Origin of the sequence: Citrobacter sp. S-77, from assembly GCF_963864895.1 — a bacterium.
GTDB classification, from domain to species: Bacteria; Pseudomonadota; Gammaproteobacteria; order Enterobacterales; family Enterobacteriaceae; genus Citrobacter; species Citrobacter murliniae.
On the sequence record NZ_CAWLWU010000002.1, the window covers coordinates 1288233 to 1304694 of the forward strand.

General features: G+C 51.5%; 18 protein-coding genes. 10 read left to right on the plus strand and 8 right to left on the minus strand.

Annotated elements, in window-relative coordinates:
- The first annotated feature begins 11 nt into the window (after positions 1–11).
- From AACS05_RS06680 to AACS05_RS06690, 3 genes are read left to right on the plus strand one after another with little or no spacing between them, the layout of a single operon-like run.
- A complete protein-coding gene (locus AACS05_RS06680; protein WP_045441127.1) occupies positions 12–998 on the plus strand; it encodes an ABC transporter substrate-binding protein in 987 nt (328 codons plus the stop codon).
- Positions 999–1015: 17 nt separating this feature from the next.
- A complete protein-coding gene (locus tag AACS05_RS06685; protein WP_404842357.1) occupies positions 1016–2086 on the plus strand; it encodes a FecCD family ABC transporter permease in 1071 nt (356 codons plus the stop codon).
- Entirely contained in the window at positions 2083–2859 is a 777-nt protein-coding gene (locus tag AACS05_RS06690; RefSeq protein WP_045441129.1) for an ABC transporter ATP-binding protein, read from the plus strand. Before AACS05_RS06685 ends, AACS05_RS06690 begins: the two co-directional genes overlap by 4 nt.
- A gap of 60 nt (positions 2860–2919) precedes the next feature.
- Here the strand turns inward: AACS05_RS06690 and gpmA are convergent, their stop codons facing one another.
- From gpmA to modE, 7 genes are all read right to left on the minus strand, one after another.
- A complete protein-coding gene (gene gpmA / locus AACS05_RS06695) occupies positions 2920–3672 on the minus strand; it encodes a 2,3-diphosphoglycerate-dependent phosphoglycerate mutase (protein WP_045441130.1) in 753 nt (250 codons plus the stop codon).
- Between the two features lie 232 nt (positions 3673–3904).
- Positions 3905–4945: a galactose-1-epimerase gene (gene galM, locus AACS05_RS06700; protein ID WP_045441131.1), complete on the minus strand. Its 1041-nt coding sequence runs from the start codon at positions 4943–4945 to the stop codon at positions 3905–3907.
- A complete protein-coding gene (gene galK, locus AACS05_RS06705; protein ID WP_045441132.1) occupies positions 4939–6087 on the minus strand; it encodes a galactokinase in 1149 nt (382 codons plus the stop codon). Before galK ends, galM begins: the two co-directional genes overlap by 7 nt.
- A 3-nt stretch (positions 6088–6090) precedes the next feature.
- Positions 6091–7137: a galactose-1-phosphate uridylyltransferase gene (galT, locus tag AACS05_RS06710; protein ID WP_045441133.1), complete on the minus strand. Its 1047-nt coding sequence runs from the start codon at positions 7135–7137 to the stop codon at positions 6091–6093.
- A gap of 9 nt (positions 7138–7146) precedes the next feature.
- Entirely contained in the window at positions 7147–8163 is a 1017-nt protein-coding gene (galE, locus tag AACS05_RS06715) for a UDP-glucose 4-epimerase GalE (protein WP_045441134.1), read from the minus strand.
- 217 nt (positions 8164–8380) lie between these two features.
- Entirely contained in the window at positions 8381–9853 is a 1473-nt protein-coding gene (gene modF / locus AACS05_RS06720) for a molybdate ABC transporter ATP-binding protein ModF (protein WP_045441135.1), read from the minus strand.
- Between the two features lie 67 nt (positions 9854–9920).
- Positions 9921–10709, minus strand: coding sequence for a molybdenum-dependent transcriptional regulator (gene modE / locus AACS05_RS06725; protein WP_045441136.1), 789 nt, complete (start codon positions 10707–10709; stop codon positions 9921–9923).
- A 130-nt stretch (positions 10710–10839) separates the two neighbouring features.
- On the opposite strand from modE, the gene AACS05_RS06730 reads away from it, so the two are divergent.
- The 4 genes from AACS05_RS06730 to modC all read left to right on the plus strand — a co-directional run bounded on the left by AACS05_RS06730 (position 10840) and on the right by modC (position 13749).
- On the plus strand, positions 10840–10989 hold the full coding sequence (locus AACS05_RS06730) for an AcrZ family multidrug efflux pump-associated protein (protein ID WP_045441137.1): 150 nt from the start codon (positions 10840–10842) through the stop codon (positions 10987–10989).
- Between the two features lie 236 nt (positions 10990–11225).
- Complete coding sequence (gene modA / locus AACS05_RS06735) at positions 11226–11999, plus strand: molybdate ABC transporter substrate-binding protein (RefSeq protein ID WP_045441138.1); 774 nt, start codon at positions 11226–11228, stop codon at positions 11997–11999.
- On the plus strand, positions 11999–12688 hold the full coding sequence (gene modB, locus AACS05_RS06740; protein WP_045441139.1) for a molybdate ABC transporter permease subunit: 690 nt from the start codon (positions 11999–12001) through the stop codon (positions 12686–12688). Before modA ends, modB begins: the two co-directional genes overlap by 1 nt.
- Positions 12689–12690: 2 nt before the next feature.
- The gene (modC, locus tag AACS05_RS06745; protein WP_045441140.1) at positions 12691–13749 is read left to right on the plus strand and encodes a molybdenum ABC transporter ATP-binding protein ModC; all 1059 of its coding nucleotides are present in this window, start codon (positions 12691–12693) and stop codon (positions 13747–13749) included.
- Here modC and AACS05_RS06750 read toward each other — a convergent pair whose 3' ends face one another.
- On the minus strand, positions 13750–14568 hold the full coding sequence (locus AACS05_RS06750) for a pyridoxal phosphatase (protein WP_045441141.1): 819 nt from the start codon (positions 14566–14568) through the stop codon (positions 13750–13752).
- A 164-nt stretch (positions 14569–14732) separates the two neighbouring features.
- On the opposite strand from AACS05_RS06750, the gene pgl reads away from it, so the two are divergent.
- The 3 genes from pgl to AACS05_RS06765 all read left to right on the plus strand — a co-directional run bounded on the left by pgl (position 14733) and on the right by AACS05_RS06765 (position 16408).
- Positions 14733–15728 (plus strand): 6-phosphogluconolactonase, encoded by a 996-nt coding sequence (pgl, locus tag AACS05_RS06755; RefSeq protein WP_045441142.1) that lies wholly within the window; start codon positions 14733–14735, stop codon positions 15726–15728.
- A gap of 126 nt (positions 15729–15854) precedes the next feature.
- Positions 15855–16094, plus strand: coding sequence for a type II toxin-antitoxin system CcdA family antitoxin (locus tag AACS05_RS06760; protein WP_045441143.1), 240 nt, complete (start codon positions 15855–15857; stop codon positions 16092–16094).
- Between the two features lie 2 nt (positions 16095–16096).
- A complete protein-coding gene (locus tag AACS05_RS06765; protein ID WP_045441144.1) occupies positions 16097–16408 on the plus strand; it encodes a CcdB family protein in 312 nt (103 codons plus the stop codon).
- Positions 16409–16462 lie beyond the last annotated feature (54 nt).

A 16462-nucleotide genomic window follows, 5' to 3' on the forward strand; every position in this document is an offset into this window, starting at 1 on the left:
AGGCTGGAATGATGACGTTAACCCGTATTTTCCCCGCACTGATCTGTCTGGTGGCGGGGAGCTTATTTGCCGCACAACCGCAAAGCGATGTCCGTATCGCATCGCCATGGCCTGCACAAAACACCATTATCACTATGTTAGGTTATGGCGAAAATATTGTTGGTACATCAATGATAGCGAAGAAAATACCGCTTTTCCGCCAGAGTTTACCGCGTATTGATGATGTCGCTGTCGTCAGTGTTAACAGCGGTCATGAGTTGGATCCGGAGCAAATTATCTCGCTTGGTACGCAACTGTTATTCGTGCCGAAATCGATGACTGTACCAGGCGAATCATTACTCCAGCAGGCTGGTGTGCGTATTCTTGCCTTCGAAGCGAATTCCATGACTGCATTAACGTCCCGGGTACAGAAAACGGCGGATGTTCTTGGACCTGATGCTCAGCAGAAAGCCTTGCGTTACCAACGCTATTTTGACCATAACGTGGGGCTGGTGAAGGACCGTTTAAAAGATCTTTCTGACAATCAGCGAGTGACGATATATCACAGTATGGGCAACCCGCTGACAACCAGCGGTCGCCCCTCTCTTAATCAGGATTGGATGGATCTGGCTGGGGCAAGGAATATTGCTGAGCACTGGTTTGACAGCAAATCAAACCGAACGGGGGAGGTGGCGCTGGAACAGATCGTTGCGGCTAATCCGGCGGTTATTGTAGCAATGAATAAACGCGACGCAGAAGCCATTATGGCTTCCCCTCAGTGGGCGCAAGTCGATGCAGTGATTCATCATCGAGTCTATGTTAATCCGAAAGGTATGTTCTGGTGGTGTCGGGAGACCAGCGAAGAGGCGCTGCAATTTCTCTGGCTGGCTAAAACGCTTTACCCACAACGTTTTGTTGACATAGATATGCGCCAGGAAGTTATTGATTTTTATCACGATTTTTTTGGTATCTCGCTCAGTGACTCACAGGTCAGTGATGTGCTCACTCCGCCGAAATGATTCGGCAGATAAGGAAAATGATGTCGTCATCTGCTGATATACAGATGCGGGAGTCAATTGACGAACGCTATCGTCTTGTTATCCGTAAGCGATGGGTGCTGGCGCTGGTGATTATTTTGGCGATAGCAGCCTCATTGGTGCTGGATTCGACCCTTGGCCCGTCTGGCCTGGCTCTTGCCGATCTCTGGCAAGCGCTACTCCATCCGCTAAGTGTCAACGCCGGAACCCGCGTAATAGTCTGGGATATCCGCTTACCTTACGCGCTAATGGCGTTGTTGGTGGGAATGGCGCTCGGACTGGCGGGGGCGGAGATGCAAACTATCTTAAATAACCCGTTGGCGAGCCCGTTTACGCTTGGTGTCTCGTCTGCGGCAGCCTTTGGTGCGGCACTGGCGATTGTATTGGGTATTGGTATTCCGGGGGTATCCGCCACGTGGTTTATCCCTGCGAATGCCTTTATTTTTGCGCTGCTCTCCGCCTTACTGCTTGACGGCATCACCCGCTGGACCCGTGTAGCAACATCCGGTGTGGTGCTGTTTGGCATTGCGCTGGTCTTTACCTTTAACGCGCTGGTGTCAATGATGCAGTTTGTTGCCGATGAAGACACACTACAGGGACTGGTTTTCTGGACAATGGGTAGTCTGGCCCGCGCTTCGTGGGAAAAACTTGGCGTACTGGCCGTCGCTGTTGTCATTGTCTTTCCATGGTCAATGCGTAGCGCCTGGCAACTCACGGCGCTGCGCCTGGGCGAAGATCGGGCGATGAGTTTTGGCATTGATGTGCGGCGGCTACGCCTGTCATCGCTTCTGCGCATCAGCTTATTGTCGACGTTGTCGGTGGCTTTTGTAGGCCCCATCGGCTTTATCGGGCTGGTTGCACCGCATATTTCACGCATGCTATTTGGTGAAGACCATCGTTTTTACCTGCCCGGGAGTGTACTGACGGGGGGACTGGTGCTCTCGCTGGCCTCTATTGCGTCGAAGAACATTATTCCCGGTATCATTATCCCTGTTGGAATAGTCACATCGCTGGTGGGGGTCCCCTTTTTCCTGAGCATTATTCTGCGGCATCGGGGGAGCATGTCATGAGTGGGCTAATTCTCCGGGGAGTGGACGCGGGATATCCTAAACAACCAGTGATTCATAATCTCAATGTCGCCGAGCTGCCACGGGGTAAAATCACTGTATTACTGGGACCTAACGGTTGCGGGAAGTCAACATTGCTACGTTCGCTGGCAGGGTTGAATAAAGCCAGCGGTGAGGTGATTCTTGACGATGAGAATTTAACATCGTTGCCGTTTGCTAAACGTGCTGAGAAGGTGGTGTTTTTACCACAGTCGCTGCCGCAGGGTGTTCATTTGCATGTGCTGGAGTCAATTATCGCTGCACAGCGGGCGTCCTGTAGAAGAGATGATGAAAGCAGCAACGCTCAGGCGCTGGCAATACTTGAACAACTTGGGATTGCGCATCTGGCGCTGCACTACCTCGATCAACTTTCTGGTGGGCAGCGACAACTGGTCGGTCTGGCGCAGTCTTTGATCCGTCGACCTGACCTGCTGTTGTTAGATGAACCACTCAGTGCACTGGATTTAAACTATCAGTTCCACGTGATGGATTTAATCCATCGCGAAACACTGGCGCGCAATATGGTCACCGTAGTTGTGGTACATGATATTAATATCGCGCTGCGCCATAGCGAATACGTGTTAATGCTCAAAGACGGGAAACTGGTTGCCAGCGGTGAGCCTGAGGAGGTCATTACCGCAGAGAGTTTGGCTGAAGTGTACAATGTTCGGGGTCGTGTAGAACGGTGTTCACAGGGAAGGCCGCAGGTGATACTCGACGGCGTGATTGATGTATAAAAAGAACAGCAGAATAAGCAATAGTAGGCCCGGTAAGCTTGCGCTACCGGGCAAAATACATTACTTCGCTTTACCCTGGTTGGCAACGGCAGCAGCTTTTGCTGCGATTTCGTCGGCGTTACCCAGATAGTAATGTTTGATTGGTTTGAAGTTTTCGTCAAACTCATACACCAGCGGTACACCGGTCGGAATGTTGAGTTCCAGAATTTCATCTTCGCCCATATTATCCAGGTACTTCACCAGCGCACGCAGGGAGTTACCGTGAGCGGCGATAATCACGCGCTCACCGCTTTTCATGCGCGGCAGAATGGTTTCGTTCCAGTATGGGATAACACGATCGATGGTTAGCGCCAGGCTTTCAGTTAGCGGTAGCTCTTTGTCGGTCAGTTGTGCATAACGCGGATCGTGACCCGGATAGCGCTCATCGTCTTTGGTCAGTTCTGGCGGGGTTACCGCAAAACCACGACGCCATTGTTTAACCTGCTCGTCACCGTATTTTTCTGCGGTTTCTGCTTTGTTCAGACCCTGCAGCGCACCGTAGTGACGCTCATTCAGTTTCCAGGATTTTTCAACAGGCAGCCAGGCCTGATCCAGTTCATCCAGCACGTTCCACAGGGTGTGGATGGCACGTTTCAGCACAGAGGTGTAAGCAAAATCGAAGCTGTAGCCTTCCTCTTTCAGCAGTTTACCTGCTGCCTTTGCTTCGCCCACGCCTTTCTCTGACAGATCGACATCATACCAACCGGTGAAGCGGTTTTCGTTGTTCCACTGACTTTCACCGTGACGTACCAGAACCAGCTTAGTTACAGCCATACTCTCACTCCTCAAGCTTTATCGAATGATAATAATTCTCATTATATTGCCGTGATGCGTCAGCGGCAATGCTTACGCATAACCATAGCGAAAATAGCGACACAGTGTAAGGTTCTTGTGAACTCAAGGTTGCTATTTTGTCTTTGAACGGTGGGATTATGAGCGGGTTTGATGTGGGTAATAAACAACGAGCCCGATAAACTTACGCTATCGGACTCGTTACGGTTAATTATCAGGCAGGAATAAATCGGTATTCCGTCACGCTGGCGTACTCTTCGCCAGGGCGCAGGAAGCAGTCTGGTTGAGGCCATTCCTGATGATTCGGGCTGTCCGGCAGGAATTCACTTTCCAGCGCCAGACCCTGCCAGTCGGCATAAGCTTCTGGTCCACGAGAGGGGGTGCCGCCGAGGAAATTCCCGGAGTAGAACTGCAATGCCGGAGCAGAGGTGTAGACCTCCATGTGCAGTTTTTCATCCTGTGACCACAGGTGAGCGACCGGTTTGCGGATATCGCCCTGTGCCTGTAGCAAGAAGGCATGATCGTATCCCTTAACCTTGCGCTGGTCGTCGTCGGCCAAAAATTCGCTATCGATAACTTTTGGTGCGCGGAAATCAAAAGAGGTTTCCGCAACGGATTTCAGACCAGCGCGTGGGATCCCTGTTTCATCAACCGGCAGGTACTCATCGGCCAAAATCTGTAGCTTATGTTGACGAACATCGGTTTTGTCACCGTCGAGATTAAAATAAACGTGATTCGTCATATTCACCGGGCAGGGCTTATCGACCGTCGCGCGGTAGGTGATCGAAATGCGATTATCGTCAGTCAGGCGGTACTGCGCCGTTGCGCAAAGATGGCCAGGGAAGCCCTGGTCGCCATCTTCAGACGTTAATGCAAACAACACCTGACGGTCGTTTTGATTCACTATCTGCCAGCGTCGTTTATCGAAACCGTCTGGCCCGCCATGTAGCTGGTTTTCACCCTGGCTTGGCAGTAATTCGATGATTTCACCAGAGAAAGTGTAACGACTGTTAGCGATACGGTTAGCATAGCGACCTATTGAAGCGCCCAGAAACGCGGCCTGATCCGGGTATTGCTCCGGGCTGGCACAGCCAAGCAATGCTTCGCGCACGCTACCATCGCTGAGCGGAATGCGGGCAGACAAAAGAGTCGCGCCCCAGTCCATCAAGGTGACAACCATCCCTGCGTCATTACGCAGGGTTAGCAGGCGAAACGGCTGGCCGTCGGGGGCCAGTACGGGAATTTCATTCAGCACTGTCCGGCTCCTTGTGAAGGTTTACAGACGTAGAAGGTCTCTTTGATACCTGTTTTTGCTTCGTACTGTGTGGCGACAGCCTGCTGTACGGCAGGAACCAGAGCTTGCGGGATCAGCGCCACAATGCAGCCGCCAAAACCGCCGCCGGTCATGCGCACACCGCCCTGATCGCCGATGGTCGCTTTAACAATCTCGACAAGCGTATCAATCTGCGGCACGGTGATTTCGAAGTCATCGCGCATTGAAGCATGAGATTCTGCCATCAGTTGGCCCATACGCAGCAGATCGCCTTTTTCCAGTGCGTCTGCCGCTTCAACGGTGCGGGCATTTTCTGTGATCACGTGGCGAACGCGTTTGGCTACGATCGGATCCAGTTCGTGCGCGACGGTGTTAAATGTCTCAAGGCTGACATCACGCAGTGCTGGTTGCTGGAAGAAACGCGCGCCGGTTTCGCATTGTTCACGACGGGTGTTGTACTCACTGCCAACCAGCGTACGTTTAAAGTTGCTGTTGATGATCACGACAGCAACACCTTCAGGCATGGAAACCGCTTTAGTGCCCAGCGTACGGCAGTCGATCAGTAGCGCATGATCTTTTTTGCCCAGTGCGGAGATTAGCTGATCCATGATGCCGCAGTTACAACCAACAAACTGGTTTTCGGCTTCCTGACCGTTCAGGGCAATCTGTGCGCCATCGAGCGGCAGATGATAAAGCTGCTGGAACACGGTGCCTACGGCCACCTCCAGCGAGGCGGAGGAACTTAAGCCCGCGCCCTGTGGCACATTGCCGCTAACCACCAGATCGGCACCGCCAAAAGTGTTATTACGCTTTTGCAGATGTTTCACGACGCCACGCACATAGTTTGACCATTGCTGGCTGTCATGGGCGATAATCGGTGCATCAAGAGAGAACTCATCAATCTGATTGTCGTAGTCAGCTGCGATCACGCGGACCTTGCGATCGTCCCGCGTCGCACAACTGATAACGGTTTGGTAGTCGATGGCGCAAGGCAGGACGAAACCGTCGTTATAATCGGTATGTTCGCCAATCAAATTAACGCGACCCGGAGCCTGAATAGTGTGGGTGGCAGGGTAGCCAAAAGTTTCTGCAAACAGAGATTGTGTTTTTTCTTTCAGACTCATTATTTAAACTCCGGATTCGCGAAAATGGATGTCGCTGACCGCACGCAGACGTTCAGCGGCTTGTTCTGCCGTCAGGTCGCGCTGGGTTTCCGCCAGCATTTCGTAACCGACCATAAATTTACGTACGGTAGCGGAACGCAGCAGGGGCGGATAAAAATGCGCATGCAACTGCCAGTGCTCATTTTCTTCGCCATTAAATGGCGCACCGTGCCATCCCATGGAATAGGGGAAAGAGCACTGGAACAGGTTGTCGTATCGACTGGTCAGTTTTTTCAGTGCCAGCGCCAGGTCGGTACGTTGCTCGTCGGTCAAATCGGTAATACGCAGCACATGTGCTTTCGGCAGCAGTAGCGTTTCGAACGGCCATGCTGCCCAGTAAGGTACTACCGCCAGCCAGTGTTCGGTCTCCACAACCGTACGGCTGCCATCCGTCAGTTCACGCTGGACATAATCGAACAGCATTGGCGTGCCCTGTTCGGTGAAATATGCTTTTTGCTGCCTGTCTTCGCGTTCGGCTTCGTTGGGCAGGAAACTATTGGCCCAAATCTGCCCGTGTGGATGCGGGTTTGAGCAGCCCATCGCCGCGCCTTTATTTTCAAACACCTGAACCCAGGGGTAGGTTTTCCCCAGATCTGCTGTCTGTTCTTGCCAGGTTTTCACTATTTCCGTCAGCGCAGGAACGCTGAGTTCCGGCAACGTTTTACTGTGATCGGGCGAGAAGCAAATAACGCGGCTGGTACCGCGTGCGCTCTGGCAACGCATCAATGGATCGTGGCTGTCTGGCGCGTCCGGGGTATCGGACATCAGGGCAGCAAAATCATTGGTAAAGACAAAGGTACCCGTGTAATTCGGATTTTTATCGCCAGTGACGCGTGTGTTGCCCGCACACAGGAAACAGTCCGGATCATGAGCGGGCAAAACCTGCTTAGACGGTGTTTCCTGCGCCCCTTGCCAGGGACGCTTAGCGCGATGTGGCGAAACGAGTATCCACTGCCCGGTAAGTGGGTTAAAGCGGCGATGTGGATGATCGATGGGATTAAATTGTGTCATGACAAATCCTTAGTCCGGGTATCCTTGCGGATGGCGTGACTGCCAGTGCCAGGTATCCTGTGCCATTTCATCCAGCGTACGGGTAACCCGCCAGTTCAGTTCGCGGTCAGCTTTGCTGGCATCAGCCCAGTAAGCAGGAAGATCGCCGTCACGGCGTGGCGCAAAATGGTAGTTAACTGGTTTACCGCAGGCTTTGCTGAAGGCGTTGACCACGTCCAGAACGCTGCTGCCGACGCCGGCTCCGAGGTTGTAAATATGCACGCCCTGAATACCAGCCAGTTTTTCCATGGCGGCAACGTGACCGTCAGCGAGATCCATCACGTGGATATAATCACGAACGCCAGTGCCATCTTCGGTAGGGTAGTCGTTGCCAAATACGGCAAGAGACTCGCGGCGGCCAACGGCAACCTGAGCGATGTAAGGCATCAGATTATTTGGAATACCTTGCGGATCTTCACCCATATCACCTGATGGGTGTGCGCCAACCGGATTGAAGTAGCGCAGTAGGGCAATGCTCCACTCTGGTTGTGCTTTTTGCAGATCGGTCAGGATCTGCTCCACCATCAGTTTGCTTTTGCCGTACGGGCTTTGCGGAGTACCAGTGGGGAAACTTTCAACGTAAGGAATTTTTGGCTGATCGCCATAGACTGTTGCGGAGGAACTGAATATGAAGTTCTTCACGTTAGCAGCGCGCATAGCGTTTACCAGACGCAGAGTACCGTTCACGTTGTTGTCGTAGTACTCCAGCGGTTTGGTGACAGATTCACCAACAGCCTTCAGGCCAGCAAAGTGAATGACCGTATCAATGGCATGATCGTGCAGAATTTCGGTGAGCAGTGCTTCGTTACGAATATCACCTTCAACGAAGGTCGGATGCTTTCCACCTAAACGTTCGATCACCGGCAGGACGCTGCGCTTACTGTTGCAGAGGTTATCAAGGATCACGACGTCGTGACCGTTTTTCAGTAACTGCACACAAGTGTGGCTTCCTATGTAACCGCTACCACCTGTAACCAATACTCTCATAATTCGCTCCGTTAAGCCTATGGTATGCAATAACCATAGCATAACAAAGATGCGAAAAGTGTGACATGGAATAAATTAGTGGAATCGTTTACACTTGGATAAAATCACAAATTGACGTCAATTATTTGATTGTAACTCATAGAGTTTCTTAATGATTGCGCCTTTTATCCGAAAAAGATCGTGAAAAAAGGCGCCTCTAAATGCCAGCGAATGAAAACTAACGCAGGGATGTTTGTCGATAGATATAGATATCGCCCTCAGGGATAAACTCCAGTCGATGAGTTATACAGGTTGGCGCATCTTCGGCGTGGTGAGAAACAAACAACAACTGAGTTTCTCCTTCACTGATAAGGATATCGACAAAACGGCGGATCAACTGACGATTTAGCGGGTCCAGCCCTTGCAACGGTTCGTCGAGGATCAGCAGAGTAGGATGCTTGACTAGCGCGCGGACAATCAGTGCCAGCCGTTGCTGTCCCCAGGAAAGACTGTGGAACGGGGCATCCGCAGTGCGTTTATCCATTCCCAAAATGTCTAACCAACGTTGCGCCAGCTTATGTTGCCGGTCTGAAACCGCCTGATAGATGCCGATTGAATCAAAGAAACCCGAGAGAATAACGTTGCGCACCGTGGTACTCACCCGGTAATCCAGATGCAGACTGCTGCTGACATAGCCAATGTGCTTTTTAATATCCCAGATGGTTTCACCGCTGCCACGTCGGCGGCCGAACAGGGTCAGATCGTTGCTATAACCTTGCGGATGATCGCCGGTAATTAAACTGAGCAGGGTCGATTTCCCTGCGCCATTAGGGCCGACAATTTGCCAGTGTTCACCCGGCTTTACCTGCCAGCTCAGGCCATGGAGGATAGGACGATCATTATAAGAGACTACGCCATCTTTGAGCACAATGCGGGCATCGTCTGTGGGAAGTGCGAGGCTGACTGAAGGTTCATCAGGCTCGGGCAACGTAATACCGTCAAGTTGTTCGCTGTGAGCAAGTTGGGCAATCAGCGCCTGTTGCAGTAAGTCGGCTTTCTCGCCGCTTTCTGTCAATGTGCAATCGGCAAGCACGCCTGCAAACTGCACGAAGTCTGGAATTTCATCAAAGCGGTTGAGGACCAGTACCAGCGTATAGCCCGTCTGATGCAACGAAGCGAGCAGATCCGCTAACTGTTGACGTGACGCAACGTCCAGCCCGTCAAACGGTTCATCAAGTATCAGTAACTCCGGTTCCGACATCAGCGCCTGACAAAGTAAAGCTTTGCGTGTTTCACCGGTAGAGAGGTATTTGAAACGTCGGTCGAGCAGGGAGGTAATACCAAACTGTTGCGCCAGCGTTGAACAACGGGCGGGATCGTTAACTTCAGCCTGGATAATCTCTGCGGTGGTTCGTCCGGTATCGTCTTCACCCGGACTAAGAAGATCGGTATTGTTACGCTGCCATTCATCGCTGACCAGCTTTTGTAGCTGCTCAAATGAGAGTCGGGTTATACGCGTGAAGTGGCACTGGCGTTCACCTTTGAGTAGCGGTAGCTCTCCCGCCAGTGCCCGGGCCAGTGCGGATTTCCCGCTGCCATTAGAGCCAACAAACGCCCAGCTATCACCTGCGTTCAAAACAAAGGTATTCAACTGCAGCGTTTTCGTGTCACTCAGACGAAACGTGCCTTGCGAAATTTGCAACGATGACATTTTGTATCCCATTTATTGCAGCGATTAATAACAGGGATACGTGTTCTGCGGGTCGATGTCAATCGACTTAGCACAACGTGGCGATAATCACTCGGTCGGCATTGAAATACGCTGTCACAGCGGTGCCTTCTGTCAGGTCTGCCGCCTCTTCACGTGGCAGGGTGGCACATAGCGTTTGGCCATCGGGTAGGGTCATTAACACCTCGCACTGTTCTGTCCCGCGCTCAATATGGCTAATTGTCCCTTGCAACTGGTTGTCAGCGGCCTGAGCCACGCGTTTATCCTGCGTAATCCCTACCCACGGTGCTTTAAGCAGAACCAGAACTTCTTTGCCTTCTTCAAGCCCGAGACGTTCACCGCTTTGCGCCGTCAGTGCGACTTTTAGCCGCGTTTCGCCATCGGCCAGCAGGACATCGACATGCTGCTGAACCTGATTGTGGTCGCGAGCGGTAATAGTGCCAAACCACTGATTTCGGGCACTGGTTTGCAGTGAAAAACGGGAGATAGCCGCCAGCAAGCTATTGAGCGGGAGCGCATCGTCATCGCTCAGAACATCAAACGCCTTTTGTTGAATTTGTGCGAGTAAATCATACAGTTGAATCAGGCGCTGACCATAACGGGTCAATACCGCGCCGCCGCCGCCTTTGCCACCAGTAGCACGATCAACCAACGTCTGCTCGCTGAGCTGATTCATTTCGTTAATGGCATCCCAGGCACTTTTATAACTGATGCCCGCATCCTTCGCGCCCTGGCTGATGGAGCCGGAAAGCGCAATGTGCTTTAGCAGAGAAATGCGGCGGGGATCGGCAAACAGTTTTTCCTGAAGTTTCAGGGTAAGGAGGATTTCGGCCTGCATAACGAGCTCCTGGCAAAAAAGGGTATTGTGACGGAAAACCGCGCGCGCGCAAAGCCGACAGCACAAAAGGGGAGTGCTTTTCTACGTTATGTGGTTAGAATACAACTAAGGACTATATCTGGAGTTGACCATGTTAGAGTTATTGAAAAGTCTGGTATTCGCCGTAATCATGGTACCTGTGGTAATGGCCGTCATTCTGGGTCTGATTTACGGACTGGGTGAAGTGTTCAACATTTTTTCCGGTATCGGTCAGAAAGACCAGTCCAGACAGAATCATTGATTCCCCAAACGCCCGCTCAGTCGGGCGTTTTATCTTCTTCGTCCTTTAAGTCGCATTTTTGTTATTTGCCTCCGCTCAATATCACTCGAAATCCTTTGTGCATCGTTCCTCAAGATCCTGCTTTTCTTGCCGATATTTTCTTTGTGTAACCTCTAATTGGTATCAATAACCACTGGGAAAACCCTGGTTTAATCGTTATATTGTTGCATACATAACGAAACTCAAAGGAGTTACAGATGGCACGTTCATGGTTACGCTTGTTTGCAGGGGCAACGCTCTCTCTTTCTGTTGCCGGGCATGCGCTGGCGGATGAAGGTAAAATTACGGTGTTCGCAGCGGCTTCGTTGACAAACGCGATGCAGGACATTGCAGCGGTTTATAAAAAAGAAAAGAATGTCGATGTTGTCTCCTCTTTTGCCTCATCTTCTACGCTGGCGCGTCAGATTGAAGCTGGAGCACCAGCCGATCTATTTATTTCTGCCGACCAGAAATGGATGGATTATGCGGTAGAGAAGAAGTCTATCGATACTGCAACGCGTAAGACGCTGCTTGGGAACAGCCTGGTTGTTGTGGCTCCTAAAGCTAGTGAACAGAAAGACTTTACCATTGACAGCAAAACTAACTGGACCAGTCTGTTGAACGGTGGACGTCTGGCTGTTGGTGACCCGGAACATGTTCCGGCGGGCATTTATGCCAAAGAAGCGCTGCAAAAACTGGGAGCATGGGATACCCTGGCACCAAAACTGGCGCCTGCTGAAGACGTCCGTGGTGCGCTGGCGCTGGTAGAGCGTAATGAAGCGCCGCTGGGGATCGTTTACGGTTCCGATGCTGTTGCCAGCAAAGGCGTAAAAGTTGTGGCGACTTTCCCGGAAGATTCACACAAAAAAGTGGAATACCCTGTCGCGATTGTTGATGGGCACAAAAACGCAACGGTCAGCGCGTTCTATGATTACCTGAAAGGACCGCAGGCTTCTGAAATCTTTAAACGTTATGGATTTACGACCAAGTAATGATACTCAGCGATCCTGAATGGCAGGCCGTTATACTGAGCCTGAAAGTTTCTTCCCTGGCCGTGCTGTTTAGTCTGCCGTTTGGGATCTTCTTTGCCTGGTTGCTTGTGCGATGCAAGTTTCCAGGTAAAGCGCTGCTCGACAGCGTTTTGCATTTGCCTCTGGTTCTGCCGCCGGTGGTAGTGGGTTATCTGTTATTGATCGCCATGGGGCGGCGCGGATTTATCGGCGAGCGGTTGTATGACTGGTTTGGTATTACCTTTGCGTTTAGCTGGCGCGGTGCAGTTCTTGCCGCGGCAGTGATGTCCTTCCCACTCATGGTGCGGGCTATCCGTCTGGCTCTCGAGGCAGTCGACGTCAAACTGGAGCAGGCAGCTCGAACGTTGGGCGCTGGACGCTGGCGCGTATTCCTGACCATCACATTACCATTGATGCTGCCTGGGATCATTGTTGGTACAGTACTGGCGTTTGCCCGATCACTCGGTGAGTTCGGTGCGACCATTACCTTTGTTTCCAACATTCCAGGTGAAACTCGCACGATCCCTTCTGCGATGTATACCCTAATCCAGACGCCTGGCGGCGAAAGCGCGGCGGCAAGGTTATGCATTATTTCTATTGTGCTGGCTTTGATTTCACTGCTTATTTCTGAATGGCTGGCGCGGATTAGCCGCGAGCGGACGGGGCGATAATCATGCTGGAACTTAATTTCTCTCAGACGTTAGGAACCCACTGTCTGACGCTCAATGAAACGCTGCCTGCCAGCGGTATTACGGCTATTTTTGGCGTTTCCGGCGCAGGTAAAACATCGCTGATTAACGCGATTAGCGGACTGACTAAGCCGCAATCCGGACGCATTGTACTCAACGGTCGGGTGTTGAATGACGTTGAAAAGGGAGTCTGCTTAACTCCTGAAAAACGCCGGGTGGGCTACGTTTTCCAGGATGCGCGACTGTTCCCGCATTATAAGGTACGCGGTAATCTGCGCTACGGCATGGCGAAAAGCATGACCGGACAGTTTAATAAGCTGGTAGCGCTGCTGGGAATTGAGCCGTTGCTTGACCGTTTGCCGGGTAGCCTTTCCGGCGGTGAAAAACAGCGTGTAGCTATTGGTCGGGCGTTGCTTACCGCACCGGAGTTGTTGCTGCTGGATGAACCGTTAGCGTCGCTGGATATTCCGCGTAAACGGGAACTGTTGCCTTACCTGCAACGCCTTGCGCGTGAAATCAATATTCCTATGCTATATGTCAGCCACTCTCTGGATGAGATTTTGCATCTGGCCGATAAAGTGATGGTGCTGGAAAACGGGCAGGTAAAAGCGTTTGGCTCGCTGGAAGATGTCTGGGGCAGTAGCGTTATGCACCCCTGGCTGCCAAAGGAACAACAGAGCAGTATTCTGAAAGTCAGTGTGCTGGAGCACCACCCGCATTATGCCATGACCGCGCTGGCGCTCGGCGATCAGCATCTGTGGGTAAACAAGCTCGATGAGCCGCTGCAAAGCGTGCTGCGTATCCGCATTCAGGCATCTGATGTTTCACTGGTATTACAACCGCCGCAGCAAACCAGTATTCGCAACGTATTACGCGCGAAGGTCGCGCAGTGTTATGACGATAACGGGCAGGTGGAAGTTCAGCTTGAGGTGGGCGGTAAAACGTTGTGGGCAAGAATCAGCCCATGGGCCAGAGATGAGCTGGGCATCAAACCTGGCCTGTGGTTGTACGCACAAATTAAGAGCGTATCGATTACCGCCTGATTACAACAGGTGAGAATAGATAAACTTCGCGATGCTGTCAGTGGTGTTGTCGCCAATCACAATATTGGCGCGAGCTTTGACGGCATCGTCTGCATTACCCATCGCAACACCGGTTCCTGCGGCTTCCAGCATGCTGATATCGTTAAAGTTATCGCCAAAAGCTATTACATTCTCCATTGAGCCGCCTTGCGCTTCAATCCACTGGGTAAGGCGTCTTCCCTTGCTGTTGCCTTTACGGGCAATATCGACCTGATCGTGCCAGGACCATTCGCATTCCAGTCCCAGTTGTTGCTCAACGTGTTTACCAAACTGCTGCAGTTTTGGAATATCTTCGTCGGTCAGAGCAAATTTCCACACGGCATTAACGTCACGTGCGGCCTGTGCCAACGACGACACCTGAGTGAATGTTGGACGCTGTTCCGGCGGCAGGGTTTGCGCCCAGTTAGCGGTACGAACCACATGCCCGGTCGGGCGTTCATACAACATGGCCTCATCTACGTACATCAGACCATGGATCTGATGCTCATCCAGCATATCGATCAGCTGCAATGCCTGCTCCACAGGAAGCGGATCGGATTCCAGTACGTTTTTTGCCTGATAATCATACAAGTAAGTACCGTTACAGCAAATTGCAGGTGTATCCAGCGCCAGTGCCTGATAAAAAGGATGAATAGCAACGTGATGGCGACCTGTGACAATGATAAGTTGGTAGCCTGCTTCCCTTGCACGAGAAAGGGCCTCGAGGGAGGATGGTAACAAGGTTTTTTTCGGTGTCAGCAAGGTACCGTCTAAATCCAGGGCAATCACGCGTGCGGTCATAGGTTTTTCCAGATTAAGGTTGATAATTTTGTCTGCAGGAATGGTACACCGAGTCGGGAGCCGGACAAAATTATGAGCCTTAATTAAGCATTCCCCGTTAAAAGCGTCTACTTTAGGCGTGTATCAGGCAATTGCAGCCACTTGCCAAAAGCAAAGGAGTATTCATGAAGCAAACCGTTTATACCGCCAGCCCTGAGAGTCAGCAAATCCATGTCTGGAGCCTGAATCACGAAGGTTCGCTAACGCTTGTGCAGGTGGTTGATGTACCGGGTCAGGTACAGCCGATGGTTGTCAGCCCGGATAAGCGCTACCTCTATGTTGGTGTGCGCCCGGAGTTTCGTGTGCTGGCGTACCGTATTGCGCCAGATGACGGTGCGTTGACCTTCGCTGCGGAATCCGCACTGCCGGGAAGCCCGACGCATATTTCCACCGACCATCAGGGGCGTTTTGTCTTTGTTGGATCGTATAACGCCGGTAGCGTTAGTGTGACGCGTCTGGAGGATGGTTTGCCGGTTGAATTGGTGGATGTGGTGGAAGGTCTGGACGGATGCCACTCGGCTAATATCTCACCGGATAATCGCACTCTGTGGGTTCCCGCATTGAAGCAGGATCGTATCTGCCTGTTTGGCCTCTGTGATGATGGCAAACTGATAGCGCAGGATCCCGCGGAAGTGACCACCGTCGAAGGTGCAGGGCCACGCCATATGGCGTTCCATCCGAATCAGCAATATGCCTACTGTGTCAATGAGCTGAACAGTTCGGTTGACGTCTGGGAATTGAAAGATCCGCACGGCAAAATTGAGTGTGTACAGACGCTGGATATGATGCCTGCTGATTTTTCTGATACCCGCTGGGCTGCGGATATCCATATTACGCCGGATGGCCGCCATCTGTATGCCTGTGACCGTACCGCCAGCTTGATTACTGTGTTCAGCGTTTCAGAAGACGGTAGCGTGCTGAATAAAGAGGGCTTCCAGCCAACCGAAGCGCAGCCGCGTGGATTCAATATCGATCACAGTGGTAAATACCTGATTGCTGCCGGGCAGAAGTCACACCATATTGCGGTGTATGAAATCGCTGGTGAGCAGGGACTTCTGACTGAGAAAGGTCGCTATGCGGTAGGACAAGGCCCAATGTGGGTAGTGGTTAACGCGTATTAAGCATTCGCATCACTTATCTTAAGCCAGTCCCGTTGGTTCGGGGCTGGCTTTTTTTCTGTAAGCGTTGCAATATGTGATAATATTGTGTGTAGGAGACACATATCAATACACGTATTAGGGGGGCGTATGCCAGTCGCGAAAATGCGCACTAAAAAAACGGTGACTGTAACAATTGAGCCGCAACTGATTCAGGAAGCGCGCGCGGCGGGGATCAATATGTCAAAGACCCTGACGAATGCACTCAAAGCTGAAATTCACCAACTGGAAGTTGCCCGTTGGAAGAAAGAGAATGAGTCTGCCATTGACTATCTTAACCAGTTAACGGAAGAGAATGGACTGCTATCGGATACCTACAGGACGTTTTGACGATGCAATTTATGGCCTACAAAAATACGGGGAAACCGACAGCCTACCCCTATTTGCTTGATGTTCAGAGCGATATTATAGGGCGGAGAAATACACGCGTTGTGATTCCTTTATTTCCAGCTGGAAACTACATAGGTCCACGTAGTGAACAATTGACGCCGATGCTCAATTTAGAGGGGGAAGATTTTGTGCTTATGACACACGAGCTTGCCAGCATTCCTGAGCATGTGTTGGGCTGTGAATTTTGTAGCGCGGCAGATTATGAAAATACGATTAAATCAGCGCTGAATTTTCTTTTCTATGGGATTCAGTAAGCAGACGTAAGAATGGTGTACAGAAATCAAAAAGAGGGCTCCAGGCCCTCTTTT

Bases quoted from the DNA above. Each gene is read 5' to 3' on its own strand.
- AACS05_RS06750 (WP_045441141.1), bottom strand. From the start codon at position 14,568: ATGACCGCACGCGTGATTGCCCTGGATTTAGACGGTACCTTGCTGACA.
- modC (WP_045441140.1), top strand. From the start codon at position 12,691: ATGCTGGAACTTAATTTCTCTCAGACGTTAGGAACCCACTGTCTGACG.
- modB (WP_045441139.1), top strand. From the start codon at position 11,999: ATGATACTCAGCGATCCTGAATGGCAGGCCGTTATACTGAGCCTGAAA.
- modE (WP_045441136.1), bottom strand. From the start codon at position 10,709: ATGCAGGCCGAAATCCTCCTTACCCTGAAACTTCAGGAAAAACTGTTT.
- AACS05_RS06690 (WP_045441129.1), top strand. From the start codon at position 2,083: ATGAGTGGGCTAATTCTCCGGGGAGTGGACGCGGGATATCCTAAACAA.
- AACS05_RS06680 (WP_045441127.1), top strand. From the start codon at position 12: ATGACGTTAACCCGTATTTTCCCCGCACTGATCTGTCTGGTGGCGGGG.
- modF (WP_045441135.1), bottom strand. From the start codon at position 9,853: ATGTCATCGTTGCAAATTTCGCAAGGCACGTTTCGTCTGAGTGACACG.
- galT (WP_045441133.1), bottom strand. From the start codon at position 7,137: ATGACACAATTTAATCCCATCGATCATCCACATCGCCGCTTTAACCCA.
- AACS05_RS06685 (WP_404842357.1), top strand. From the start codon at position 1,016: ATGATGTCGTCATCTGCTGATATACAGATGCGGGAGTCAATTGACGAA.
- AACS05_RS06730 (WP_045441137.1), top strand. From the start codon at position 10,840: ATGTTAGAGTTATTGAAAAGTCTGGTATTCGCCGTAATCATGGTACCT.
- gpmA (WP_045441130.1), bottom strand. From the start codon at position 3,672: ATGGCTGTAACTAAGCTGGTTCTGGTACGTCACGGTGAAAGTCAGTGG.
- AACS05_RS06760 (WP_045441143.1), top strand. From the start codon at position 15,855: ATGCCAGTCGCGAAAATGCGCACTAAAAAAACGGTGACTGTAACAATT.
- galE (WP_045441134.1), bottom strand. From the start codon at position 8,163: ATGAGAGTATTGGTTACAGGTGGTAGCGGTTACATAGGAAGCCACACT.
- pgl (WP_045441142.1), top strand. From the start codon at position 14,733: ATGAAGCAAACCGTTTATACCGCCAGCCCTGAGAGTCAGCAAATCCAT.
- modA (WP_045441138.1), top strand. From the start codon at position 11,226: ATGGCACGTTCATGGTTACGCTTGTTTGCAGGGGCAACGCTCTCTCTT.
- AACS05_RS06765 (WP_045441144.1), top strand. From the start codon at position 16,097: ATGCAATTTATGGCCTACAAAAATACGGGGAAACCGACAGCCTACCCC.
- galK (WP_045441132.1), bottom strand. From the start codon at position 6,087: ATGAGTCTGAAAGAAAAAACACAATCTCTGTTTGCAGAAACTTTTGGC.